This window comes from Aeromonas sp. 601027 (genome assembly GCF_049174455.1).
GTDB lineage: Bacteria > Pseudomonadota > Gammaproteobacteria > Enterobacterales > Aeromonadaceae > Aeromonas > Aeromonas veronii_A.
In genome coordinates this window covers 100662-124989 of the sequence record NZ_JAAKTN010000005.1, presented here as the reverse complement: position 1 = coordinate 124989, position 24328 = coordinate 100662, and the positions used below count along the sequence as shown (strand labels likewise).

22 protein-coding genes are annotated in these 24328 nt (G+C 58.4%); 12 read left to right on the top strand and 10 right to left on the bottom strand.

All coding sequences use genetic code 11. From position 1 onward, the window contains the following. Complete coding sequence (locus tag G5193_RS08580; protein ID WP_421205806.1) at positions 1-1011, top strand: substrate-binding domain-containing protein; 1011 nt, start codon at positions 1-3, stop codon at positions 1009-1011. Positions 1012-1103: 92 nt separating this feature from the next. On the opposite strand, the gene G5193_RS08575 is transcribed toward G5193_RS08580, so the two are convergent. From G5193_RS08575 to G5193_RS08565, 3 genes are all read right to left on the bottom strand, one after another. Then, positions 1104-1832, bottom strand: a complete 729-nt coding sequence (locus G5193_RS08575) for an MgtC/SapB family protein (protein ID WP_201990472.1) — start codon at positions 1830-1832, stop codon at positions 1104-1106. Positions 1833-2060: 228 nt separating this feature from the next. After that, on the bottom strand, positions 2061-2465 hold the full coding sequence (locus G5193_RS08570) for a hypothetical protein (RefSeq protein ID WP_227340909.1): 405 nt from the start codon (positions 2463-2465) through the stop codon (positions 2061-2063). Positions 2466-2892: 427 nt separating this feature from the next. Next, complete coding sequence (locus G5193_RS08565) at positions 2893-3078, bottom strand: YgaP family membrane protein (RefSeq protein ID WP_266134451.1); 186 nt, start codon at positions 3076-3078, stop codon at positions 2893-2895. An 88-nt stretch (positions 3079-3166) separates the two neighbouring features. Between G5193_RS08565 and G5193_RS08560 the strand changes: the two genes are divergently transcribed. From G5193_RS08560 to G5193_RS08520, 9 genes are read left to right on the top strand one after another with little or no spacing between them, the layout of a single operon-like run. After that, positions 3167-3481, top strand: coding sequence for an ArsR/SmtB family transcription factor (locus tag G5193_RS08560; protein WP_005338008.1), 315 nt, complete (start codon positions 3167-3169; stop codon positions 3479-3481). Continuing rightward, positions 3481-3894 carry a YeeE/YedE family protein gene (locus G5193_RS08555; RefSeq protein WP_266134450.1) on the top strand — a complete coding sequence of 138 codons (414 nt, stop codon included), beginning with the start codon at positions 3481-3483 and terminating at the stop codon, positions 3892-3894. The genes G5193_RS08560 and G5193_RS08555 overlap by 1 nt, the downstream gene beginning before the upstream one ends. Before the next feature lie 13 nt (positions 3895-3907). Further along, a complete protein-coding gene (locus G5193_RS08550; protein WP_421205805.1) occupies positions 3908-4357 on the top strand; it encodes a DUF6691 family protein in 450 nt (149 codons plus the stop codon). 36 nt (positions 4358-4393) lie between these two features. Further along, positions 4394-5431 carry an efflux RND transporter periplasmic adaptor subunit gene (locus tag G5193_RS08545; protein ID WP_421205804.1) on the top strand — a complete coding sequence of 346 codons (1038 nt, stop codon included), beginning with the start codon at positions 4394-4396 and terminating at the stop codon, positions 5429-5431. Next, complete coding sequence (locus G5193_RS08540; protein ID WP_421205803.1) at positions 5424-8588, top strand: efflux RND transporter permease subunit; 3165 nt, start codon at positions 5424-5426, stop codon at positions 8586-8588. The genes G5193_RS08545 and G5193_RS08540 overlap by 8 nt, the downstream gene beginning before the upstream one ends. Before the next feature lie 27 nt (positions 8589-8615). Next, entirely contained in the window at positions 8616-9755 is a 1140-nt protein-coding gene (locus G5193_RS08535; protein ID WP_421205802.1) for an efflux RND transporter periplasmic adaptor subunit, read from the top strand. After that, a complete protein-coding gene (locus tag G5193_RS08530) occupies positions 9748-10437 on the top strand; it encodes an ABC transporter ATP-binding protein (protein ID WP_244775072.1) in 690 nt (229 codons plus the stop codon). Before G5193_RS08535 ends, G5193_RS08530 begins: the two co-directional genes overlap by 8 nt. Continuing rightward, the gene (locus G5193_RS08525) at positions 10438-11652 is read left to right on the top strand and encodes an ABC transporter permease (RefSeq protein WP_069527918.1); all 1215 of its coding nucleotides are present in this window, start codon (positions 10438-10440) and stop codon (positions 11650-11652) included. Next, positions 11652-12851 (top strand): ABC transporter permease, encoded by a 1200-nt coding sequence (locus G5193_RS08520; protein WP_244775074.1) that lies wholly within the window; start codon positions 11652-11654, stop codon positions 12849-12851. Before G5193_RS08525 ends, G5193_RS08520 begins: the two co-directional genes overlap by 1 nt. Positions 12852-12902: 51 nt before the next feature. Here the strand turns inward: G5193_RS08520 and G5193_RS08515 are convergent, their stop codons facing one another. After that, positions 12903-15365, bottom strand: coding sequence for a diguanylate cyclase domain-containing protein (locus G5193_RS08515; protein WP_421205801.1), 2463 nt, complete (start codon positions 15363-15365; stop codon positions 12903-12905). A gap of 430 nt (positions 15366-15795) precedes the next feature. On the opposite strand from G5193_RS08515, the gene G5193_RS08510 reads away from it, so the two are divergent. Next, positions 15796-16812 (top strand): lipoate--protein ligase A, encoded by a 1017-nt coding sequence (locus tag G5193_RS08510; RefSeq protein ID WP_244775083.1) that lies wholly within the window; start codon positions 15796-15798, stop codon positions 16810-16812. Positions 16813-17034: 222 nt separating this feature from the next. Continuing rightward, positions 17035-18729 carry an aspartate aminotransferase family protein gene (locus G5193_RS08505; RefSeq protein WP_368195408.1) on the top strand — a complete coding sequence of 565 codons (1695 nt, stop codon included), beginning with the start codon at positions 17035-17037 and terminating at the stop codon, positions 18727-18729. 145 nt (positions 18730-18874) lie between these two features. Here the strand turns inward: G5193_RS08505 and G5193_RS08500 are convergent, their stop codons facing one another. The 6 genes from G5193_RS08500 to G5193_RS08475 all read right to left on the bottom strand — a co-directional run bounded on the left by G5193_RS08500 (position 18875) and on the right by G5193_RS08475 (position 23897). After that, a complete protein-coding gene (locus tag G5193_RS08500) occupies positions 18875-19504 on the bottom strand; it encodes an NAD(P)H-binding protein (protein WP_236340785.1) in 630 nt (209 codons plus the stop codon). 182 nt (positions 19505-19686) lie between these two features. Beyond that, positions 19687-20025, bottom strand: coding sequence for an outer membrane protein assembly factor BamE (bamE, locus tag G5193_RS08495; RefSeq protein WP_005337980.1), 339 nt, complete (start codon positions 20023-20025; stop codon positions 19687-19689). A 1736-nt stretch (positions 20026-21761) separates the two neighbouring features. Continuing rightward, complete coding sequence (locus G5193_RS08490; protein WP_421205800.1) at positions 21762-22784, bottom strand: major capsid protein; 1023 nt, start codon at positions 22782-22784, stop codon at positions 21762-21764. A gap of 20 nt (positions 22785-22804) precedes the next feature. Beyond that, the gene (locus G5193_RS08485; protein ID WP_421205799.1) at positions 22805-23137 is read right to left on the bottom strand and encodes a hypothetical protein; all 333 of its coding nucleotides are present in this window, start codon (positions 23135-23137) and stop codon (positions 22805-22807) included. A gap of 17 nt (positions 23138-23154) precedes the next feature. Then, a complete protein-coding gene (locus tag G5193_RS08480; protein ID WP_129146530.1) occupies positions 23155-23442 on the bottom strand; it encodes a hypothetical protein in 288 nt (95 codons plus the stop codon). Continuing rightward, a complete protein-coding gene (locus tag G5193_RS08475) occupies positions 23439-23897 on the bottom strand; it encodes an XkdF-like putative serine protease domain-containing protein (protein WP_421205798.1) in 459 nt (152 codons plus the stop codon). Before G5193_RS08475 ends, G5193_RS08480 begins: the two co-directional genes overlap by 4 nt. Positions 23898-24328: the final 431 nt, after the last annotated feature.

Below are 24328 nucleotides of genomic sequence, written 5' to 3'. Positions count from 1 at the left end.
GTGGAGAAGAAGAAACGGATCACGATTGCCCAGATCGCCGAACTGGCGGGGGTGTCCAAGGCGACCGCCAGTCTGGTGCTCAACGGGAAGAGTGCGGAGTACCGCATTGCCGATGATACCCGCAAGCGCATTCAGGCGGTGGCGGAGGAGTGTCACTACCTGCCGAGCTTTCATGCCCGCTCCCTGCGCGAGACCCGCAGCTACACCTGGGGGTTGGTGATCCCCGATCTCACCAACTTCGGTTTTGCCCGCATCGCCCGCGCCCTCGAGGCGCACTGCCGGGAGGCGGGCATCCAGCTGCTGATCGCCTGCTCCGAGGATGATCCCGCCCTCGAGCAGCGGGTGGTGGACAACCTCATCAGCCGTCAGGTGGATGGGCTGATTGTTGCCTCCAGCGGCCACAGCGATGACATCTATGCCCGTATCCACGACCGCCTGCCGGTGGTACAGCTCGACCGCCATATTGGCGAGTCGCGCCTGCCCATGGTGATCTCCGATGCCTGCAAGGTGACCGCCGAGCTGGTGCGGGACATGGCCAGCGAGTGCGGCGAGGAGATCTACTACTTCGGCGGTTTGCTGGATCTCTCCCCCAGTCGTCACCGGCTGGCGGGCTATGAGCTGGGGCTCCATCGCGCCGGTTTTGAAGCCGATGCTGCCCGGGTGCGTCATCGCGACTATCAGCCGAGCTCCGGTTATCAGCTGATGGCTGAGCTGGTGGCCGAGCTGGGAGCGCCTCCCAGGGGGCTCTTTACCGCCTCTTTTACCCTGCTGGAAGGGGTGCTGCGCTACCTCAACGAGGCGGGGTTGATGGAGACAGGGATGCGGCTGTGTACCTTCGATGATCACGACTTGCTCGACTGCATTCCCATGCGCATCGACTCGGTGGCGCAGGATTGTCCGGCGCTGGCCCTCGCCGCTTTCGAGCTGATGCAGCAACTGATTGCGGGCAATCCCCCGGCGCAGACTGCCCAGGTGATCACCCCCAGGGTGCGCTGGCGCAGCCGCCGCTAGCCACTCTTCGCCCATCCCATATGAGAAAGCCCCGCCATTGCTGGCGGGGCTTTTTGCCGTTGGTGGATGGAGCCATGACTCTGATCGACAACTCAATCCGTGGTGCTGGCGCGCCAGAATATCTGCTTGATATGGGGATGAATGCCGAGTTTCACCATCAGGGCGTCGAGCTCGTCACCATCGATGGAGGTAGCCAGCAGCACCGCCGAGATCTCCAGATCCCTCTCGCCAAACGGCTCGATGTCGAGCTCGCTCATGGGATAGTTGGCCTGCTCCAGCATCTCCTCGAGCCAGTGCAGCACCTCCTTCTGATGCTCGCGCGGGGTCAGGGCTGTCACCTTGTAGGTAACTTCTGTGTCCAGATTGTCTACCGGGCGACGGTTGATCTGGTTGACCAGCGGTCTCAGCAGGGTGTTGGCGGCCAGCACGAACAGGGCGCCCAGAATGGCCTCCATGGCGAGCCCGGCGCCACAGGCGGCGCCGACCGCAGCGACACCCCACAGGGTGGCGGCGGTGTTGATGCCACGGATATTGCCCGACTCGCGCATGATGACGCCGGCGCCGAGAAAGCCGATGCCGGAGACGATATAGGCCACCACATGGACCACGTTGTAGTTGCCGCCGTGCAGGTCATAGATTCGCTGGGCCAGGCTGACGAACAGGGCGGCTCCCACGGCGACCAGCACGTTGGTGCGCAGGCCCGCGGTACGTTGGCGGTACTGGCGCTCCAGCCCGACCAGACTGCCGAGCACAAAGGCGAGCAGCAGGCTGGCCAGAGTGTCGAGCAGTGAGAGCATGTCTAGTTGTTGCCACATCTTCATGGCGTACTCCTTCTTATGAAAGCTGGCTTGGCACAATCCATGATGAAACGCCGGGTGGCGGATGGATCAGAGGGGGATTGAGCGGATGGCCAGCAGAAAAACGCAGCGTCCCGGGTTTAGCTTCCGGGGCGCGAGCATCATCAGATGCCCTGACGCTCGGAGAGGACGCAACAAGTGGGGCCAGCGTGGCTGGCCCCTTGAACGGTCGTTAGTGCAGCAGGATGCGCGTCAGTTGAGTTCAGGAGTCGTGTCGATGCGCGGACGCAGCTCCCAGCGCACCGGATGCGCTACTCCGACCTGATGAACAAACTGCACCAGATAGCGGCGCTGGGGTGGAGTGCAGTGCACATTGAGCACCAGCTCTCGCCCGCCGCTGCGACCCGGTTTCATCGATTGCATCGGTTGCAGTCCGGCCGGTTGCAGGGTGTGGCTCACCATATCCAGCACTTGCTCCATATCGGCGCGATCCTCGCAGCGGATCTGCAGCCTATAGTGGTGCTGGCGCGGTTTGCCGCCCAGCCAGCGTGGCAACATGCCGCGCCCCAGCTTGCTCAGCAGGGGGTGAGCCCGGGGTGCAACAGAACCTGTTGCGACCGCGCGATCCGCAGCCGGTTTGATTGAGATAAAACGCATAGCAGCCTCCTTGTGGGAAGCAGAAACTATGCAGGCATGGCGACCGTGGCGGTTGGCCTCTGGTTGCCAGACGTCAAGTGTAAAAAGGGAGAAGAGGGGAGTGGATTTCCGCTTCTCGCAGGGTTGCGAGCATGCGGCAGAGAAAGACCTGCGGCTAGCTCGCGACCTTGGTACCGACGATGAGGGTCGGTCTACAACTGTCACTTGATGAGTTGCCCACTGATGGTCTCCGCTGTGTTAAGAACGGCAAAATGGTACTCATCCAGAGCGGTGAGGTAAAGCCTTATCGACCTTCCAGCAACATTTAGATACAAGTTTGTCAATAATGGGGCCGACTGGCTACCTCCATAAGCATCAGGGAGCGACGATAGCCATCGCCGCGCGATGACGCCCCGCTAGCAGGACCGCCCCTGTCTTGCGCGACCTGTTACTTCAGCCCCAGGCGCTTGAGGAGCATAGCGGCCGGACAGAAACCGGTGAACGCGCTTTGGATCAGGTTGACCCCGACAAAGGCACTCAACCAGACAAAGCCCGGATGAACCCAGGCGGTAAGGACTAGCGAGAGCAGCAACATGCAACCCGCGACGATTCTGACTCCGTTATCTACTGTCATGGTCCTTCTCCTTATCTACTTTAGATGTTGCTAATTTAGTGTTGTTTTATACAATAGAACAAATATCAGCAATTGCTAATTTACTCTTATGAGCCAATTCGACGAGATGAACAGACATGCGACAGCCGCCGCCTCCCTGCTCAAGGCGTTGGCTCATCCCGAACGCCTGATGGTGCTCTGCCAGCTGGTGGAGGGGGAGAAGGGGGTCGGGGAGCTGCTGGCCCATAGCCAACTCGGGCAGTCGGCCTTCTCCCAGCAACTTTCGGTATTGAAGCGCTACGGCCTGATCCGTTCGCGCAAGGTCTCCCAGCAGATCTACTACTCGCTGGTGAGCGAGGCGGCCGCCGATGTGTTGGGCGCGCTGCAAACCCATTTTTGTCACTCAGAAAATAAGGAATCTTGATGATGGAAAGCCAATGGCTGCTCTCTTTGGGCGGTGGCATGCTGGCGGGGCTGTCGGCCCTGATCCTGATGTTGTTCAACGGCCGGGTGGCCGGGATCAGCGGTATTCTGGCCGGTGCGCTGCAACACCGTTCGCCGTGGCGGGTGCTGTTTCTGCTGGGGCTCGGGGCGGGTGCCTGGTTGGCGCTGACCCTGGGCTGGGCCACCATGCCTGCATTCACCACGCTGCCCGGCTGGCCCGTTGTGCTACTGGCCGGTCTGCTGGTTGGCATCGGTACCCGTGTCGGCAATGGCTGTACCAGTGGCCACGGCATCTGTGGCATGGGGCGGCTCTCCCTGCGCTCCATCGTCGCCACCCTGACCTTTATGGCGGCAGGCTTTATCACCGTCTTTGTCACTCATCATCTGCTGTAAGGGACTGATCGCCATGAAATTGCTGACAAGTTTGTTTGCGGGCCTGCTGTTTGGACTGGGGATGGCCATCTCCGGCATGGTGGATCCCGCCCGGGTCACCGGTTTTCTCGATCTGGCCGGGGCCTGGGATCCCAGCCTCGCCTTCGTGATGGGGGGCGCTCTGCTGGTCTTTATGCCGGGTTATTTTCTGCTGGTGAAACCTCGTCGCCAGAGTGTGCTGGGGGAGCCCATCGCTGCCGTACCGGCCCCTCGGCTGGATCGTCGTCTGATCGGTGGGGCCGCGCTGTTCGGTATCGGCTGGGGATTGGTGGGTATCTGCCCGGGGCCTGCCTTGAGTCTCATTTCCAGTGGCCAGCCCATGATACTGTTGTTTATTGCGGCCATGGTGGCCGGGATTTTGCTTGTTGATCGGGTCTTGGTGAAGGTGCGGGAGAAGCGCTGCCCCCCCCCCCGCTCTGCCTGAATGGATTGCCCTTGGTGTCGGGGAAGGAGGAATATCATGGAACAGATCCGCTTGCTGGGGGCCGCCATGCTGGCTGTGACCTCCGTTCTTGTCTCTCCGATGACATGGTCTACCGAGGCGAATGGTGATGCCACCCTGACTCTGGTTCCCCGTCAGGTTGCCGACTGGCTGACGCTGGATGGTACCGTCAGTGCCATCAATCAGGGGACGGTGGCGGCCCAGACCAGCGGCCGGGTCTCCCGCATGCTGGTGGATGTGAACGATCAGGTGCAGGCGGGGCAACAGCTGCTGGAGATCAGCGGCAAAGAGCAGTTTGCCGCCGTCACGGGGGCCGAGGCGCGGCTGGCGCTGGCGCAGGCCCAGCAAGTGGAAGCCGAGCGCCAGCTCGCCCGCTTTCAGGCGCTGATTGCCAAGGGGGTGATCACCCGCGCCCAGCTCGACAATGCCCAGGCGACTGATCGCGCCGCCCGCGCCGAGGTGAACGCTGCCGATGCGGCTCTCACTCAGGCCCGCGAGGCCTACGGTTATACCCGCATTCTGGCTCCCTACGCCGGGGTGGTGACCAAGAGGCTGGTAGAGCTGGGGGAGACTGTCGCCCCCGGTACCCCGCTGCTCTCCGGCTTCTCTCTCGACACCTTGCGGGTGGAGGTGGAGTTGCCCCAATCCGCCCTGACGCTGGCTCGTGAGCCTGCGGATGTGCAGGTGCTGCTGCCCGATGGCAGGACCGTTACCCCGGTCAAATTGACCCGCTTTAACTATGCCGACAGCCAGAGCCACGCCTTCAGGTTGCGCCTCGACTTGCCGCCGCAAACCGCCGGGGTATTGCCCGGCATGTGGCTCAAGGTGCAGCTCAAGCAGGGTGAGCGTCAGGTGTTGCAGGTGCCGGATCGCGCCCTGCTGCGGCAAGGGGAGTTCAACGGCGTCTATCTGCAGCAACCCGCTGGCTGGGCCCTGACGCCGGTGCGGGTCGGCCATTGCGTCGAGGGACAGTGCGAGATCCTGGCCGGGCTGCAAGCCGGTGACAAGCTGGCTCCCGATGCCTGGGCGCAGCAGCAGGAGGTGGCCCATGAGTAGCGAGCTGAACGGCAACAAGGAGAGGCTGGGGCCTGCCGGTCGGCTGGCTGCGCTGTTTCAGGGCTCGGCCATCACGCCGCTGCTGGCGCTGTTGGGGCTCTTACTCGGCCTGTTTGCGGTGCTGGTGACCCCCAAGGAGGAGGAGCCGCAGATCGATGTCACCTTCGCCGATGTCTACATTCCCTTCCCGGGAGCCACTCCGGCTGAAGTGGCCTCTCTCGTCACTACCCCTGCCGAGCAGGTGGTTTCCCAGATAAAGGGGATCGATACCCTCTACTCTTTTTCCCAACCCGATGGCGCCCTGCTGGTGGTGGTATTCAAGGTGGGGGTGAGCCGCGAACAGGCCATCGTCGATCTCAACAACCAGCTCGACTCCAACCGCGACTGGTTGCCACAGGGGATCGGAGTCGGTCAGCCACTGGTGAAACCGAGGGGGATCGATGATGTCCCCATCGTCAGTTTGACCTTATGGAGCAAAGAGGGGAGCAAGCAACTGGGGGCTCCCGAACTGACCCTGGTCGCCCATGAGCTGGAGACCGAACTCAAGCGCATTCCCGGTACCCGCGATATTTACACGCTGGGCAGCCAGAGCGCCGTGCTGCGGGTGATACCGGATCCGGCGGCCCTCAGCGCCCATGGCATCAGCTGGGGTGAGCTGAGCCAGCGACTTGCGGCCGCCAATCAGGTGGGCCCGACACAGGCCATCGAGCAAGATAGCCGGGAGATCAAGGTGCAGGTCGGGCAGTTCCTGCAAAACGATCAGCAGGCCCGCGAGCTGGTAGTGGGGCTGCACGACGGCAAGCCGGTCTATCTGGGGGAGGTGGCCAAGGTCTCTCTGGGTCAGGAGACCCCGACCAAGCGCAGCTGGATGGGGCTGGGGCAGGCCAGTTATCCGGCGGTGACCCTGGCCATCGGCAAGCAGCCGGGCCAAAACGCGGTCGAGGTGGCCAAGAGGGTGGAAGAACGGGTCGAGAGCCTCAAGAATCGACTCATCCCGGCTGGCGTCGAGGTGACGGTGACCCGTGACTACGGCGTCACCGCTGAGACCAAATCCAACACCCTCATCGGCAAGCTGATTTTTGCCACCACGGCGGTGGTGCTGCTGGTACTGGTGAGCATGGGGTGGCGCGAGGCGCTGGTGGTGGGGGTTGCCATCGTCATCACCCTGGCACTGACCCTGTTTGCCAGCTGGGCCTGGGGCTTTACCCTCAACCGGGTGTCGCTGTTCGCGCTGATCTTCTCCATCGGCATCTTGGTGGATGACGCCATAGTCGTGGTGGAGAACATCCACCGCCATCGCGGTTTGGGCAAGGGGGCACTCAAGGATCTTATTCCGGGGGCGGTGGACGAGGTGGGCGGGCCGACCATACTGGCGACCCTGACCGTCATCGCGGCCCTGCTGCCGATGGCCTTTGTCAGTGGCCTGATGGGCCCTTACATGAGCCCCATCCCCATCAATGCCAGCATGGGGATGCTTATCTCCCTGCTGGTGGCCTTTATCTTCTCTCCCTGGCTGGCGAGCCATTTGCTCAAGGGGGAGGTGCACGGTGCCCACGGCGAGGCCAAGGCGGGTCTCTTTCACCGGCTAATGACCCCTTTCCTGATCGGTGATGGCGCCAAGCGCGCCAGACGCAAACTCTGGCTGGCGGTGTTGCTGCTGGTCGGGGCGGCCACCGCCATGCCGGTGGTGCAGTGGGTGGTGCTCAAAATGCTCCCCTTTGACAACAAGTCGGAATTTCAGCTGGTGCTCGATATGCCGGAGGGGGCGACCCTGGAGCAGACCGAGCGCACCCTGCTGGCGGTCGGACGAGAGCTTGCCAAGGTGCCTGAGGTGAAGGATTACCAGATCTACGCCGGCACCGCCGCCCCCATCAATTTCAACGGGCTGGTGCGCCACTACTTTATCCGCAGTGGCGCCAACGTGGGGGATATTCAGGTCAATCTGGTGGACAAGCATGAACGGGATCGCAGCAGTCACCAGATTGCCCAGTCGGTTCGGGAGCCGCTGCAGGCCATCGCCAGTGCGGCAGGGGGCAACCTGAAAGTCGTTGAGGTGCCGCCCGGCCCGCCGGTCTGGTCCCCCATCGTTGCCGAGGTCTATGGCCCGACTCAGGCCGCCCGCGAAGCGGCCGCTCGCGCCGTACAGGCCCGTTTTGTGGCCACGGCGGATCTGGTGGATGTGGATATCTATCTGACCGACCCGCAGCCCAAGTGGCGGCTGGTGGTGGATCGCAGCAAGGCGGCCCTGCTCGGGGTCGATCTCGGGGATCTGGTGAGCACCCTCAATGGCGGGGTGGGTTATCAGGATGCCAGCTGGCTGCAGGGGCATGGTGCCAAGTATCCGGTGCCGATCCGCATCGAACTGGCACCCGGTGACAAACGGGATCTGGCGGGCGTGCTGGCCCTCAAGGTGCGCAGCCAGAGCGGCCAGCTGGTGCGGGTCTCCGAGCTGGTGAGTCGCCGTGATGAGCTGGCCCCCAGCTATATCATGCACAAGAACATGCAGCCCATGGTGATGGTGGTGGCCGACATGGGTGGCCACACCGACAGCCCGCTCTACGGCATGTTTGCCGCCGGTGCCGACATCGACCTGCCCCAATATTACGTGCAGCAGCCCGACAAGCTGGGGGAGGTGGCGCTGTTGTGGGACGGGGAGTGGAAGATCACCTACGAGACCTTCCGCGACATGGGTATCGCCTACGGGGTGGGGATGATCCTCATCTACCTGCTGGTGGTGGCCCAGTTCCGCTCCTATCTGGTGCCGCTCATCATCATGGCGCCCATTCCGCTCACCATCATAGGGGTGATGCCGGGCCACGCCCTGCTGGGAGCCCAGTTTACCGCCACCTCGATGATCGGGATGATCGCCCTGGCCGGGATCATCGTACGCAACAGCATCCTGCTGGTGGACTTTATCGAGCAGCAGCGCAGCGCCGGAGTGGTGTTCGAGCTGGCGGTGATCGAAGCGGCGCAGGTGCGGGCCAAGCCCATCATGCTGACGGCGCTGGCGGCGATGATCGGAGCCCTGTTTATCCTCGATGATCCCATCTTCAACGGACTGGCCATCAGCCTGATTTTCGGGATCCTGGTCTCCACTTTGCTCACCCTGGTGGTGATACCCTTGCTCTATTATGCCCTGCTCTCCCGACGCTCATGACGGGAGTCACTAGCGAAAGGATGCGCGATGAAGAGAGGTTGGTTGTGGTGGGGAAGTGGCGCCGTGGTAGCGGCGGCTGCGGCGGCATGGTGGTGGCGACCGCAGCCGACGCCGATCAGGCTGGCTGAGGTCGGGCGGGGGGATGTGCTGGTCACTGTGGTCAACACCCGGGCTGGCACCATCAAGTCGTGTCAGCGGGCCGGACTTAGTCTGCCCGGTGGCGGCGTGGTGGAGCAGATCGCCGTCAAGGCCGGGGAGCGGGTGGCCCAAGGTGATCTGCTGCTGACCCTCTGGAGTGACGATATTCACGCCGAGCTCGCCCGGGCCCGCGCCCAGCAGGCGCTCGGCAAGACCCAGCGCGAGGAGCGTTGCAGCGAGGCGGCCTACTACGAGCGGGAGGCCAACCGGCTGGCCACCTTGCTGGCCAAAAACCTCACCTCCCGCACCCTCGCCGAGCAGGCCCAGAATCTGGCCGATACCCGCCGCTATGTCTGTCAGGCATCCCGTCAGCAGGAGCGGGTTGACGAGGCGCAGGTCGCCCAGGTGGAGGCCCGCTTGAGCGAGCGCCGCTTGCTGGCGCCGTTTGCCGGAGTGGTGGCGGAGGTCAACAGCAAGCTGGGCGAATACATGACCCCCTCACCGCCCGGAGTGGCCATGCCTCCGGTGATCGATCTCATCGACGATCGCTGTCTCTATGTTTCAGCCCCCATCGATGAGGTGGATGCTGCCCGCCTCAAGGTGGGCCAGTCTGCTCGGGTACTGCTCGACGCCATGCCCGGGCGCGATTTTGCCGCCACAGTCACCCGCATCGCCCCCTATGTGAAGGAGCTGGAGAAGCAGGCCCGCACCGTCGAGGTGGAGGCCGCGCTCACGGCCCAGCCCACCGATGTGCCCCTGCTTATCGGCTACAGCGCCGACCTTGAGGTCGAGGTGACCCGCTCCACCGATGTGCTGCGGGTAGCGGCCAGCAGCCGGGCCGACGATGGCAGCGTGCTGCGGCTGGAAGGGGATAAGCTGGTGCGGGTGGTACCCCGCTGGGGTGTGGAGAACTGGAACTGGATTGAAGTCGCCGAGGGGCTCGCCGCCGGTGATCGGCTGGCGGCCCAGCCCGGACAGATTGTCGGGGAGGGTCCTTTTAGCGCCGCCACGGAGCAGATGGATGAGTGATCTCATTCGCCTTGATGCCGTCAGCCGTCGTTTCACTCTGGGGGGGAGCGAGGTGGCTGCCCTCGATCGCGTCTCTCTGCGGGTTGCCGAGGGGGAGTATCTGGCGGTGATGGGGCCCTCGGGCTCCGGCAAATCGACCCTGCTCAATGTGTTGGGGCTGCTGGATCGGCCAGACGAGGGGCGTTACTGGCTGGGAGGGGAAGATACCGCCACCCTGTCAGAACCGGCGCTGGCCCAGCTGCGCGGCCATCGCATCGGCTTTGTGTTCCAGTCGTTTCACCTCATCTCCCGCCTCACCGCCCGTGAAAACGTCGAGCTGCCGCTGATGCTGTGCGGGATCGCCCCCGCCGAGCGCCATCGCCGAAGCCAGCAGTTGCTGGGGGAGCTGGGGTTGGAGAACCGGGCCGGACACCGCCCTGCCGAACTCTCCGGCGGTCAGCGTCAGCGGGTAGCCATCGCCCGGGCCATGGCAATGGCGCCGCGGCTGATCCTGGCCGACGAGCCCACCGGCAATCTCGACTCCCGCTCCGGGGAGGAGGTGATTACCCTGCTGGAGGGGCTCAACCGGGAGCAGGGGATCACGCTGGTGGTGGTGACCCACGACCCGCGCCTCGGTGAGCGGGCGGGCAGGCGGATCCTGATGAACGATGGCCACATCAACATTGATAGCGGCGGTGGCTGAATGCGGCGGCCCGATGTGATCCGCTTTGCCGCCGTGGCGTTATTGCGTCAGCGTTCACGGGCGCTGGTCTTGATCCTGGCGGTGAGTCTGAGCGTCACCTCGGTGCTGCTGCTCACCGCGCTGGGGGAGGGGGCGAGACGCTATGTGGCCGACCAGTTCAGCTCCCTTGGCAAGGATCTGCTGGTGATGTTCCCGGGTCGCAAGGAGACCACCGGCGGGCTGCCGCCGGTCACCGGCAACAGTCTGCGGCAGATCACACTCGATGACATGCACTACCTTGGCCAGCATCAGCCAAACGTGCGGCTGGTGCCGCTGGTGATGGGCTTTGCCGAGGCCAAGCAGGGGGCGCGGCTGCGCCAGACTATGCTGCTTGGCAGCAGCAACGGGCTACGCGATACCCACGGGCTGGAACTGCTCTCCGGCCGCTGGCTGCCAGGGGATGCCGCAGAGGATCGACCGGCCGTCCTGCTCGGGGCCAAGGTGGCCCGTGAGCTGTTCGGTCAGGCCGATCCGGTCGGTCAGTGGCTGCGTTTTGACAATCGCCGCTTTCGGGTGGTGGGGGTCTTCACCAGCCAGAGCAGCAATCTGGGGATGGATATGGCCGAGGCGGCGCTGATCCCGGTGGGTAGCGCCATGCGGCTGTTCAACACCGAGGGGCTGTTTCGGCTGCTGATCCAGCCGCTGGCGGGACAAGCAGTGCCCCCGCTGGTCAAGCGACTGGAGCAGCTGATGCAGGCGCGCCACGGGGTGCTCGATGTAACCGTGGTGCGCCGTGACGCCATGCTGGCCACCTTCTCCACCATTCTCTCGACCCTCACCCTGGCAGTTGCCGGCATCGGCGCCATCAGCCTGCTGGTCTCCGGCATCATGATGATGAATCTGGCGCTGATCAGCACCCGCCAGCGCACCGGCGAGATCGGCCTGCTCAAGGCGCTGGGTGCCGATAGTCGCCAGATCCGCCAGCTGTTTTTGTGGGAGGCGCTGCTGCTGAGCGGCAGTGGCGCGCTGTTTGGCACTGTGTTGGGCTATGCCCTGGTTGGCCTCGCCGGAGTGATTTGGCCCGGATTTCCGGCGGCAGTCCCTCTGCTCGCTACTTTCTGCACCATACCGGCGGCCCTGCTGACTGGACTGTTTTTTAGCTGGCTGCCCGCCTCCCGGGCCGCAAGGCAAGATCCGGTCAGCAGCCTGCGCAGCGGGCAATGGAGCGGTGGCTGATGCGCGCAGCTGATCTGATGTTCTGGCTCTGGCGCGCCTTGTTGGCGGGGCGCAGCCGCAGTCTGCTGTCGGCGCTCGGCATCGCCATCGGGATCGCCTCGGTGACCCTGCTCACCGGCATCGGCGAGGGGCTCAGGCTCTATCTGCTCGACAGCTTCTCCCAATTTGGCACCCGGCTGATCGCCGTGACCCCGGGCAAGACAGAGACCGCCGGCGGCCCGCCCGGCATCCTCTCCAGCAGCCGTCCCCTGCTGCTGGAGGATGCCGATGCCCTAGCCAGATTGGCAGGGGTAGAGGCGGCGCTCCCTGTGGTGCAGGGGCAAGGGGAGGTGCGCAGCCGCGGATTGACCCGCAGCACTGCCATTCTGGGCACAGGTCCGGCGGCGCTCTCCGGCTGGCGACTCACCCTGGTGCAGGGACGTTTTCTGCCCGCGGACGACAGTGCCATGCCCCGCGCCTATGCGGTGCTGGGGGCCAAGGTGGCGGCTGAGTTGTTTCCCGGCGGAGATGCGCCGGGCAGTCTGCTGCGGGCCGGTGATCGCCGTTTTCGGGTGGCCGGCGTGCTGGCGCCCAAGGGGCAATTTCTCGGCTTTGATCTGGATGACATGATCTATCTGCCCGCCGCTCACGCCCAGGCGCTGTTCAACAAGGAGGGGCTGCAGGAGATCGACGTCATCTATCGCGCCGGACAGACGGAGGCCGATATCACCGCCCAGATCCGGCGGGTGCTGATCGCCCGCCACGGCGCCGAGGACTTCACCCTCACCTCCCAGCAGGACATGCTGAGCAGCCTCGACAAGATCCTCTCCATCATAAAGCTGGCGGTTGGCGGGCTCGGCATTATCTCGCTGCTGATCGGGGCGGTCGGCATCTTCAGCATCATGAGCATCGCCCAGCAGGAGCGGATCCCTGAAGTGGGCTTGCTGATGGCGTTGGGTTGCCCACGGCGGCGCATTCTATTGTTGTTCCTGCTCGAAGCCGTGGTGTTGGCGCTGCTGGGCGGGGCCATGGGACTGGCCCTGCTCGGGGGGCTCAAGCTACTGCTCACCCTGCTGGCGGCCGGCTTGCCACTCACCCTCCATCCTCTCTATCTGCTGCTGGCGCTCGGTTGCAGCGCTTTGGTGGGTCTGCTGGCCGGGGTCGCTCCTGCACTGCGGGCAGTGCGTCTCGACCCCGTGGTGGCCCTGCGCGGTGACTAGGTCGCCCCTTCCGCAAGAGGCGCATTACGCTCGGGTCTGAGCAGAGGGGGACTAGGCGACCACCTCCGCAACCGACAGGCTGCGCTCAGATCTGAACAGGGGGAAGTAGCGGCGATCCGCCTGACTCATGTGGCCGACTACCAGCTCCTGAATGATGAAGTTGAGCAGCTCGTCGTTGCCCAATGTCCCCGCTTTGGCGGCGTGCAGCAGTTGGCTCGCCTTGTTGAGCAGGCGCTGGTGATCCTGACGGTGGCTGACGAGTTCCCGATAGTCTATCTCCGCCAGCATCTGCTCTTCAAAGGCGAAGTGGTGACGAGCCATGTCGAACAGGCTCTCCAGACTCTCCAGAAACGGGGCCGGATCCTCGTGCTGATCTTTCATCCGCTCCAGCAGCCGGTTGGTCAGCACGAAGAGCTGGCGATGCTCGGCATCGATGCGCGGGTGACCGCACTCGTGGCCGGGTTGCCACAGCAGGGCGCCCTGCTCGGGATCAAGGCCTTCGGTATAGAGGCAGACCCGGCCGCGGCCGCGATTCTTCGCCTGATACATGGCCTGATCGGCGTGGTGCATCAGGGTCTTGGCATCCTCCCCGTGCTCGGGGTAGAGCGCCAGCCCGATACTGCTGGAGATGAGCAGCTCCTGCCCCTCCAGCTGGAACGAATGGCGCAGCTGCTGGTGCAGCTTGTCGGCTACTGCCAGCACTTCGTCGCCGGTCTCCGGCAGCAAGATAACGAACTCGTCGCCCCCCAGCCGTGCCACCAGATCCTGTTTGCGCACGCAGTGGCTCATCCGCTCGGCCACCATATTGAGCAGAATATCCCCGGTCTCATGACCGAAGGTGTCGTTGATCGGCTTGAAGTGATCGAGATCGATAAACATCAATGCCAGCGGACGGGGCGTCTCCTGCTCCATCAGCTCCTTGAGCCGTTGCTGCAGCAAGCGGCGATTGGGCAGCCCGGTGAGGGGGTCGTAGAAGGCGAGGCGGCGCATCATCTCCTCTCGCGCTGCCCGCTCGGTGATATCCCGGGTGACCCCGAGGATCGCCTCCGGCTGGGCATTGTGGTTGCCATGGAGGGTGGTGATGGTTTCGGTCGCCACCAGATGGCCATCCTTGTGGCGCAGCTGGGTGCGAATGACCCGGCGAGTCTGGTCATGCTCCCCCCGCTGCCAGGCCTCCAGGGTGGCGGAGATCTCCTCGCGCAGCAGTTGCCTTGAGGCATCCGGCAGCAGCTGTTTGAGGGGCAGGGCAAACAACTCGGGGGCTTCGTAGCCGCTCAGAGGGGCTATGGCCGGGCTGACGTAGCGAAAGCGCAAGCTGGCGGCATCCATGGTCCAGATCACATCGGCGCTGTTCTCCGCCACGAAGCGATAGTGCTGCTCGCTCTGGGCCAGTTCACGGGTCAGCCGCTGGCGATCCCGCGCCTCCTCACGCAGGCGCAGATAGAGGTGCAAGAAGATGCCGAGCAGGGTCATCAGGGTAAAGGTGATAAGCATGGCCACCGCCACGCTCTTGTCGAGCAGTTGCCGTTGCTGGCGCAGCCGCTCCTGCGCCGGGTCGTAGATAAAGCGGTCGAGGTTGGGCAATACCGTGAGCATGCCCGCCTCCAGATAGGTTTTGGCGATCTGCAGCCAGCGCTCCTGCTGCATGTAGCCAGGTTCGATCAGATCTGGCTGCATCAGCTCTCTGGTTTCGCGAGCCTCGAACTCCAGCTGTTCACGGCCAGCCCCGGTCGGGTACTGCTCCATGATCAGGTTGATCATCTCGTCGGGGTGGTCCATCGCATAGCGCCACCCCTTGAGGCTGGCCTGCTGGAAGGCGTAGACCCGATCCTGTCGGGTGATCAGCTCCCGTTCGGAGGTAAACAGGTTGTCGCCGTAGAAGTCGAAGTCGATGGTGCGCGGACTGAAAACCCGATAGGGGATCCCTTTTTGTTGCAGATAGAAGGGCTCGGTAGTGCTGTAGGCGCTGATGGCATCCACCTTGCCCGCCAGCAGTGCCTGTATCCCCTGTTTGTATGGGAGGGTTACCCAGTCGCGGCTGCGGGTCTGGTGAGAAAGGTAGGTCAGCAGCTCATTGGAGCCAGGCTCCAGCATCAGTCGCTTGTTGGCCAGATCGGCCGGGTTGCGAATATCTGGCCGATCCAGCGTGAGCAGAACCAGCGGCGAGTGCTGCAGCAGGGCGGCGAGCACCACCACCGGACGACCGGCAGCCCGATCCAGCAGCAGATCACTGCCGCTGATGCCAAACTGGGCCTTTCCCGAGATCACCTCGCTGACCACATCGGTGCGGGAGTCCGCTTCACGCAAGGTCACATGCAGACCGGCCTCCCGATAAAACCCTTTGGCGATGGCTGCGTAGTAACCGGCAAACTGGAACTGGTGCTGCCACGGCAACTGGACGATGACCTGCTCGCCGGCTCGCACGGGGGAAGAGGTCAGGGTCGTGATGACCATACTGACCAGCATTGGCATAAACCAGCTGAGGGGCTGGCGGGGGGCTGCGTTCTCCGTCATACAACGTTTCTCTCGGGAGCGGTGTCTAGGCTAGATTCAAGCAATTTTGTGTCACCTGCAAGGGGAGAAAAGGCGTTTGCAATGGGGTATAGGGGGGTTGGAAAGTCATTTTTGTGTCGTTCATCACACGGGATGGATACATGCCGTTTTTTTGCAAGTTATGTGACCAATAAGAGAGTCATATGGCCTATCGAAGTGGTCGCATTCTAGCCACTTTTTCCCATTTTTATCGTTGTCATTGTGGCTTGACTGCATTTTTTCCGTGGTTGCACGTCAAGCTGTGTCGTTATATCAATAGATACTTTTATGGGGCAGTCAGGTGTGACGCAAATGTATCGCGGCTGCTGCGCACCGGTTAATGTGCGATGGCTCAGTGATGGTACCCCGTCAGTGTTATCATGCTGCCCCCAGTTCCGGATAAGGTCTTTTTATGTCCCGCTTGCGTCTGCTTGTCTCCGACTCTCACGATCCCCTGTTCAATCTGGCCGTTGAGGAGTGCATCTTCCGCCAGATGGACCCCGGCCAGCGGGTGCTGTTCCTCTGGCGCAATGCCAATACCGTGGTGATTGGCCGTGCCCAGAACCCGTGGAAGGAGTGCAATACCCGCCGCATGGAAGAGGACGGGGTGACCCTGGCGCGTCGCAGCAGCGGTGGCGGCGCCGTGTTCCACGACCTTGGCAACAGCTGCTTCACCTTCATGGCGGGCAAGCCGGAGTATGACAAGAGCGTCTCCACCGCCATCGTGCTGGACGGGCTCAAGCGATTGGGGATCGAGGCGTTTGCCTCCGGTCGCAACGATCTGCTGGTGGCCACCCCGGACGGGGAGCGCAAGGTATCGGGGTCGGCCTATCGGGAGACTCTGGATCGCGGATTCCACCACGGCACCCTGCTGCTGGACGCCGATCTCGGCCGCCTTGCCAACTACCTCAACCCCGACCCCAAGAAGCTGGCGGCCAAGGGGATCACCTCGGTGCGCAGCCGGGTGGCCAATCTGTGCGAACTGCTGCCGGGGATCGACCATCAACAGGTGAGCAAGGCGCTGCAGGAGGCCTTTTTCCACCATTACGGCGCGCGAGTTGAGCCCGAGCATATCTCCCCCGAGCAGATGCCCGATCTGCCCGGTTTTGCCGAGACCTTCGCCCGTCAGCGCAGTTGGGAGTGGAACTACGGTCATGCCCCGGCGTTCAGCCATCTGCTGGAGGAGCGGTTCAGCTGGGGCGGGGTGGAGCTGCACTTTGATGTGGAGAAGGGGGTTATCACCCGGGCGCAGCTCTTTAGCGATACTCTGGAGCCGGCCCCGTTTGATCTGCTGGCGGCCGAACTGGCGGGTTGTGGCTATCGACCGGACGCTGTTGCCGCGCGCCTGCAGCCCTGGCTGGCGGCCTTCCCGCAGCAGCAGAGCGAGCTGGCGGAGTTTGCCGAGTGGCTGTTGGCCTCCCTGCGTTGAGGGGGCGCTGTGCTGATGGCGGTCCGTTAGTGAGGGCGCTGTCAGCCAGGATGGGAGCAAGATCACGAAATCTAAAGAGGCGCCTCAAAGGCGCCTTTTTGCCAGCCCTTGTGCTGGCTGATACATGACAAAAAGTAGGGTAGGCCATTAGATATTGTCACTGTCGGCCCCGCTGGCACAGGGGTATAACGGCCGCACATTTGCTGTACTAATGGTATAAAAATGAGTGACTTAGTTTATTTGCAAGACGAAAGCGTCAATGCCGTTCACCCCGATTTCTCCGCCCGTTTCGCCACAGTCAAAGCCAACTTTTTCTCGCGCAATCCCGATCTCTGGCCCGTTTTTCGCGAACCCGGATTTGCCACCCTCAACGAATTTCGGGCCCGTGGTCTGGCGCCGGATGCCCGCCTGAACGCCTGGCCTGATGGCCGTGCACGCCTGGCCGATCTCTGCGAGACCATGCCGGTGCCCGCCACCATGCGCACCCCGGGCGAGCCGATGGCCGAGCTGCTGTTTGCCGCCGCCCTGTCGAAGGATTGGGAGAATCCCTCCAGCGTCGAGAACGTCATCACCATGTCGGCGGATCCCGCTATCTATGGCGCCCAGCTGGGCATTCTGGCCAACCCCAATCTGGTCTACTCCGAATACGCCGGGGTCGCCGAGGAGCTGGAGAAGAAGGTAGTGCGCCAGATTGCGCTGCTGGCAGGCTATGACCCCGAGCGGGCCACCGGCATCTTCACCCAGGGGGGGACCTTCTGTAACCTCTACGGCTACCTGCTCGGCATTCGCAAAACTTTGCCGGAGGCCAAGCACAAGGGGCTCGGTCACTATCAGGATTACCGCATCATCAACTCCCAGGGGGGGCATTACTCCAACATCACCAACCTCTCCCTGCTCGGGGTCGACATCGAGAACAAGACCATCCGCATTCAGGTCGGCGAGAACAACGACATCGATCTCGACCACCTCGAGCGCACCCTGACCGCCTGTTTTGCCCTCAAACACGTGGTGCCCACCATCATGCTCACCATGGGCACCACCGACACCTTCGGGGTGGATCAGGTGAAACCCGTGTTCGAGCTGCGCAATCGCCTCTGCGAGCAGTTCGAGGTGGCGGTCAAGCCCCATATCCACGTCGATGCCGCCATCGGCTGGTCGATGATCTTCTTCCTGGGTTACGACTTTGCCGCCAACCCGCTCGCCATCAACAGCGCCACTCTGGCGGGGATCGAGCGCAACGTGGCGCGCTTTGCCGAGCTGAAATATGCCGACTCCTTCACCGTCGACTTCCAGAAGTGGGGCTATGTGCCCTACACCTCCAGCTTGGTGATGATCAAGGAGCAGGATGACCTCAAGGCGATGGAGAATGACCCGGAGAACTTCTCCTACTTCGAGCGGGACATTCAGGGCCAGACCCACCTGCAATCCACCATCGAGTGCTCCCGCGGCGCGAGCGGTCTGTTTGGTGCCTATGCGGCGCTCAACTATATGGGGGTCGAGGGGTATCGCACCGTGCTGGCCCACTGCCTGCAAAATGCCAACTACTTCCGCTATCGCCTGAGCCAGCTTGGCAACGTCAAGCTGGTGGCGCAGGAGAACCAGGGGCCGAGCGTCGGCTTCAAGATCTACAACCCCGAGTGGGTGAGCGATCCAGAGGCCGAGTTCGCCTTCGAGCTGGCCCGCTCCAGCGACCCTGCCTACAAGGCGCGACTGCAGCGCAACACCGACTACCACCGCAGCCTGTTCAAGGGGCGCGGCAAGGTGGGGCTCTACACCAACTGGGTGGAGGCGGTGGCTCACTCCGACTATGACGCCCGCGGCAAGTACTCCTACATCGCCGGGGAGAAGGCGGTATTTATGAACCCTGCCTGCACTCGCGAGCAGATCGACGCCTTTATCGACCATATTCGCGGTTGATGGATGTTGCCCTGACAGTCGAGCGCGGCCTGTGATGGCAAGAGGCTGTCAGGGTACCTCGCCAACAGATAAACAAAAGAGCAAGCCAATTGGCTTGCTCTTTTGTTTTTGCAGCACTGTGCGTAAGTAGTGGGGAAGGCCTAGTTCAGAGGGCCAGCAGTTGCTCGTTCTCGACAATCTCGCACCCGGCGGGCAGTTTCGAGAGGGCGATCATGGCGCGAGCCACCTGACTGGCCTCGATGGCGCGCCAGCGGGCGAGCTTGCCCACCAGCAGTGGCCGAAACAGCGGATAGATGGTCTGAAAGATCTGCTCGGAGAGGCGCGGTGGCTGGCGATCCCCGAGCAGCATGGCGGGCCGCACGATGGCGAGCCGTGGCCAGGATTGGGCCAGCAGGGCCTGCTCCATCTCTCCCTTGGTACGCGGATAGAGAGCCGGGGACGATGCGCTGGCCCCCATGCTCGAGACCACGATAAGGCGCTGACAGCCGTGACGGCGGGCCAGCTCGGCAAAGGCGACCACATAGTCGAGATCGACCCGGCGAAACGCCTCGGCAGAGCCCGCCTCCTTGCGGGTGGTGCCGAGGGCACAGAAGGCGATATCCACCGGGCGGGAGAGGGTAACGCTGGCCAGATCATCAAAATTGACCGGTAGCCAGTGGTGCGCCTCCTTGCCCGGCTTTCGACAGAGCAGGGTCAGTTCATGTTCGGCAGGCAGTTGCTGCACCAGTTCGCGACCGATCAGGCCGCTGGCTCCGGCAATCAGGATCCGGCTCATGGGGATTCTCCCTGTGTCATTCGATGGTGTTGATGCCATGGTGGCTGCTCATCAGCATCAGGCAATTTGCGAGCAGCTGCAATGGGGGAGATGACACTGTATCCCCTGACAGGATCACGGGCAGGATGAATTACGCGGGGCTGGATAAAACAAAACCGGCGCGAGGCCGGTTTTGCGGGATATCAGAGCGGGGTATTGAAAGCTGCTGGCAGCGGGAAGTCACCCGTCACTGTGGTCAGCCTGTCATTGGCGAAGGTGACGGTGAGCTCTTTGCGCTCCTTGTCGCCGTGGCCCGGCTGGAATTCATAGAGGTAGTACCAGGTGTTGGGGTCAAAGCCGTCACGCAGCATGGGGGTTCCCAGTACATAGCTGACCTGCTCGCGGGTCATCCCCTGGCGCAGTTTGTCGACCTGTTTTTGTTCCACATAGTTGCCCTGGGGAATATCGATACGATAGACCAGGCTGCAACCGGAGAGGGTGAGGGCGGTCAAAGCCGCGGCAATCAGGTGTTTCATCCGCATATCGAGTTCAGATCATCCATACAGTCTTTTTGGCTCGGCAAATCATCCAGTTTTTTGTGTCCCATGTCCACAAAAACAGAGGCTTAACAGCCCCCGACTCTATGCAAAAACAAACACCTGTGCCCAAGAAAGCTACTGAAAAATGCCCCAAAAATCAAGATAAATCGGCAAAAACAGAGGCTTAAACCGTGACATCACCGAGTCATTCGGTGCGACAGGTTAGATAACTCAAGGAACACAACACAGCTTGGTTTATCACATCATCTCTACAAGCCTTGTGTGATGCGACTTGAGCCAACTTTGGATAATGACTGTATAAAATTACAGTGTTAGACAATGTCAACTTTTCAACCACCTAATGGTTTCACAAGTTATAAAAGTATCCTCCATAGGGGAATTGACGTGCTACAATCGTCGCAAGGGGGAATGACGTGCTAGAATGAATATTGAATATAAGGAATGTTGTTACATGCAACTAAATACAATGGATATGTGTTAGAGATAACAAGAAGAATGGAAATATAAATCGGCAATAAACACCGACCACATACATAGATGTATGCACATATGAGGCAACAGACAGACAAACACCAATAACAACAGTAGCTTAGAGCAATACTGTTGAGGCACCATGTTGTGTGACTTGCAGAAGATAGAGAAGAAGCAGAGCAGAACAGGCTGAAAGCCCTGTATTACTGTTGATTGTGGATAACACTGATGGCTGTTGATAAGTTTAGAACGAACCACTATTGCATCAATACAATGATTATTTATGCTCTGATATTTTAAAGTTATTAGAGCAAATAGTTAGCGCTGGCGGCTGGTGTCAAGTGGATAAAATCAATATCGGAATTAAAATCTTTTTTTCGGTATATACAGGGCTTACAGAGGGCATATTTAGCAGCAAATAATATATTGGTGTTGATAGGTACATAATCAGATTGATATTTATAGCTACAACCAAATTTAGTTCAAGCCTTGTGTATCAAGGATTGCAGAGGGGGGTTGGGGCTCTTATATAAATATGGTATTGTGCTAAACCAACACAAATAGACTCAATTGGAAATTTTACAATTAATTCGATTTAATTGATTTAAATTGAATTTATTTTGTCTAAATACCTTTTAATACATAAAAAGAAAAGGCTACCTGATAAAACAGATAGCCTTAAGGGTGTTTACTTTTTGTATTTATAGCGAAATTGTCCGCGTGTCAATCCGAGTAGCTTAGCAAGTCCAGACAAACTAAGATACTTTTTCATATCGTCTAGGTCTGTTGTTTTCTGTTTTACTTCCCATCCTGACGGGGTATATTCTTCAATTGTAATACGAATCATAATCTGACCTCACATAAAATTTAGATAGATAAGGGAGGCCAGCAACTCCCTATTTATTGAGCCATAAGGCTCGGACAACTCAGGTTGTCAATTATTTATTAATGACCATTGTTAATTTAAACATAAAGGCACATACACTTAGGTCTCAATTATCAAATAGCATCAAAGATGCCAGAGGCCATAAGGCCTCAATTATCACTAACCCACATACTATAAATTATCCATAGTGTTACAGGTGGCAATATAAAACCAAATATCTTAAAGATACCTAACCACAACCATATACAGAATAAAATTGTAGTGACATAAAGGGAAAGCTTAAATAAAAGCAATAACCCTCCCTTTAAATTTTGTTAGTGAATAATAGAACCCTCAATAACCATGCAGATATCAATAGATATTAGACTGCATTAGTAGATTTCACAACGATATTAGGAAGGTGGTTTACAGCAATAACGCCCATTTCACCCACAACCTCAAGGTTGCCCCATTTGGGGTCTTTAAGCTGGTATTGATGATAACGGGCACCGCCTTTCATTGCCATGTCAGCATGGCGAGATGCAGGGCCGCCAAAGTGTTTAAACACACCACTTTCTTTTCGCATTTTCGGGAAGAAATATGCATCATTAGATCCAACACCATGGAGGGGGTCAGTCGTCATAACAAACATAATGCCGTTGTAATCGAAATATTGAACCCCTGGCAAAACTTCATAGAACTTATGGATAATGTTTTCTGGCTCATAAGGTTTAACAAAAGTAAACGCTTCTCGAACCTTGGCATTAGCCTTTACGCTTTTGAAGTATTGAGAGCCACATACACAGACAATTTTCTCCATCATCCGAACTCGTTCACCGAGGGCAGTTTTGATTTTAATTTGAATGTCATCTGTTGCGCTATCAACATCAGTTGCAGAATTAGACCAATCAATATTCTGTGTCTGTTGGTTCAGGCCGAACTCGACTTGTAAATCAATAACAGGTTCTTGGGTATATGGTGCATTTTGAATGCTACGGAAAAGGGCATCAGCCATATATTTTTCAATAGTATCTTCAAAACTATCATAGTGATTGACAAGATATTGTGCCACTACATCCTCAGCATCCATTGGACGGTTAGTGCTTGGTGAGCGTTTACCTTGCCAGTCTTCAGGTGTCACGCTATCCATCAAGGCGAAATGAGGGATTTCAAATTGGTGCAGAGAGGCTTTAGACTTAGAGGAACTTTTGAACTCAGAGCCATAGCGGGCTACAGCATCAACAGTGCTTTGCTTGTTGTTTAGCAGATAATCAAAGCTAACACGGCTTTGCCCTACTGCTTCAAACTGGAACATACCGAGAGATTGTAGCAGGCGATTATAAACAGGACGGTCAGCGAAGACGGTAGAAAAGTCACTGACTACGAAATTGTTAATATCAGACATTTTATTTCCTTATTATAGTTTTAGACTAGGCGAATAAATTGGTTTTGTGCCAGTAGTTCAAGGGCCTTAGTTGTCCCTGCTGCACTTGCACCGCTAATCTGTGAACTGATAAGGTTCACGAGTTTATCGAATACGACAACATAATTAGCGCCTGCTTTAACTGGGTCGGCGACAACAACACATTCCGTTGAAGTGCCAGTGACTTTAGTCATGGTTGCAGGATCTACGGCATCGCCAGTAGTTAGATCGACAGGCAACCCCGAAGGGAAATTAATAGTCTTAACACACCATACGTCATCAACTGCATATTGCAGAACATCATGACGTGAGCGGGATTGAGTAGCAAGTTTCATATATTATTGTTCCTTGTTTAATTATTATTACTTAGGTTGTTTTTATATGCCCTGAATAATTCTAAAAAATCAGTAGAATCTTTTAGAGTAACTTCTGACTTTTGGGCAAGCATTGCTTTTTTTATTTCTTCCGCTTCGTTGATAGTTTCTTCTGAAATACTTTTAGATTTGAAAAGATAACTATCATTCAAACCAGAAGCCGCCCCACCTTGGGATTGTAGGGTATAAGCAATATGGGGGCCGCACGTAGTTTCGTCGGCATCGAAATCAAATGTGACATCTTTAATTAATTCCTTTGGAATCATTTAACCTCTTTATATTCTGGATTCTCAACAACAACACCTAATGCACCAATAGACAAACCTTGAAGTTGACCTGTCTTACGCATAGACCACAAAGTTTCATCTGTAAATTGAACTTTAATAATAGGCTGACCTTCTGGAACAAACTCGGAACCAATCATACATTCACACTCATTCACCCAAGCTTTAACAAAATAAAAACCATCTGTATTAAATACGTGCCCAATATTCCCAGAGATTTTATGAATATTCGCGTTGATATTATCGACCATCTTGCGAATCTCTTCTTCTGTCATGCCTTGGTTGTGGGAATCAGAGTCCATAGGTTTGCAATATAGGGGTTCGATTGCAATCATCTGTTCTTCATTGAATTTTTTAATTTCAACTTTTGAGGAATCAAGTTTTTCAGGATTAGATGACTTCTTGATAGCATTTAACGCATGGTTATAATTATCCATTTAATTTTCCATTTAATTACCTAATTTAAATTAAAATAAATACGTGTGCTAAACCCTTGATACACAAGGATTCAGCCAGATATTAAATTTAATTAAATATTTAATTGATAATTAACCATTGAAATTAGCCAACATTGGTTGTTAGCAAATAAAAATAAAGCCGAGGTTTTACGCTCGGCCTTACAGAGGCTAATTAACTTAAATCGCAACTCGCAATCACAAAAAAAAGTAATTAGTTTTATCGGAGGAACAAAGGGCTCAATCTCTATTCTTCTTTAAATATTCTAAAACTAAAACATTTAAAGAAACATAGTGACTATCTTGCTGAAGGATAGCCACATGTTAATTGTTCGGAGTTATAAAATATGAATCGTCAGAGGTCTTTTAAATGCAACTAAAAAAGGCTTTTTGATTTTCAACTTTATATAACT

Bases quoted from the DNA above. Each gene is read 5' to 3' on its own strand.
- G5193_RS08575 (WP_201990472.1), bottom strand. From the start codon at position 1,832: ATGAAGATGTGGCAACAACTAGACATGCTCTCACTGCTCGACACTCTG.
- G5193_RS08570 (WP_227340909.1), bottom strand. From the start codon at position 2,465: ATGCGTTTTATCTCAATCAAACCGGCTGCGGATCGCGCGGTCGCAACA.
- G5193_RS08565 (WP_266134451.1), bottom strand. From the start codon at position 3,078: ATGACAGTAGATAACGGAGTCAGAATCGTCGCGGGTTGCATGTTGCTG.
- G5193_RS08560 (WP_005338008.1), top strand. From the start codon at position 3,167: ATGAGCCAATTCGACGAGATGAACAGACATGCGACAGCCGCCGCCTCC.
- G5193_RS08555 (WP_266134450.1), top strand. From the start codon at position 3,481: ATGATGGAAAGCCAATGGCTGCTCTCTTTGGGCGGTGGCATGCTGGCG.
- G5193_RS08550 (WP_421205805.1), top strand. From the start codon at position 3,908: ATGAAATTGCTGACAAGTTTGTTTGCGGGCCTGCTGTTTGGACTGGGG.
- G5193_RS08545 (WP_421205804.1), top strand. From the start codon at position 4,394: ATGGAACAGATCCGCTTGCTGGGGGCCGCCATGCTGGCTGTGACCTCC.
- G5193_RS08540 (WP_421205803.1), top strand. From the start codon at position 5,424: ATGAGTAGCGAGCTGAACGGCAACAAGGAGAGGCTGGGGCCTGCCGGT.
- G5193_RS08535 (WP_421205802.1), top strand. From the start codon at position 8,616: ATGAAGAGAGGTTGGTTGTGGTGGGGAAGTGGCGCCGTGGTAGCGGCG.
- G5193_RS08530 (WP_244775072.1), top strand. From the start codon at position 9,748: ATGAGTGATCTCATTCGCCTTGATGCCGTCAGCCGTCGTTTCACTCTG.
- G5193_RS08525 (WP_069527918.1), top strand. From the start codon at position 10,438: ATGCGGCGGCCCGATGTGATCCGCTTTGCCGCCGTGGCGTTATTGCGT.
- G5193_RS08520 (WP_244775074.1), top strand. From the start codon at position 11,652: ATGCGCGCAGCTGATCTGATGTTCTGGCTCTGGCGCGCCTTGTTGGCG.
- G5193_RS08515 (WP_421205801.1), bottom strand. From the start codon at position 15,365: ATGACGGAGAACGCAGCCCCCCGCCAGCCCCTCAGCTGGTTTATGCCA.
- G5193_RS08510 (WP_244775083.1), top strand. From the start codon at position 15,796: ATGTCCCGCTTGCGTCTGCTTGTCTCCGACTCTCACGATCCCCTGTTC.
- G5193_RS08505 (WP_368195408.1), top strand. From the start codon at position 17,035: ATGAGTGACTTAGTTTATTTGCAAGACGAAAGCGTCAATGCCGTTCAC.
- G5193_RS08500 (WP_236340785.1), bottom strand. From the start codon at position 19,504: ATGAGCCGGATCCTGATTGCCGGAGCCAGCGGCCTGATCGGTCGCGAA.
- bamE (WP_005337980.1), bottom strand. From the start codon at position 20,025: ATGCGGATGAAACACCTGATTGCCGCGGCTTTGACCGCCCTCACCCTC.
- G5193_RS08490 (WP_421205800.1), bottom strand. From the start codon at position 22,784: ATGTCTGATATTAACAATTTCGTAGTCAGTGACTTTTCTACCGTCTTC.
- G5193_RS08485 (WP_421205799.1), bottom strand. From the start codon at position 23,137: ATGAAACTTGCTACTCAATCCCGCTCACGTCATGATGTTCTGCAATAT.
- G5193_RS08480 (WP_129146530.1), bottom strand. From the start codon at position 23,442: ATGATTCCAAAGGAATTAATTAAAGATGTCACATTTGATTTCGATGCC.
- G5193_RS08475 (WP_421205798.1), bottom strand. From the start codon at position 23,897: ATGGATAATTATAACCATGCGTTAAATGCTATCAAGAAGTCATCTAAT.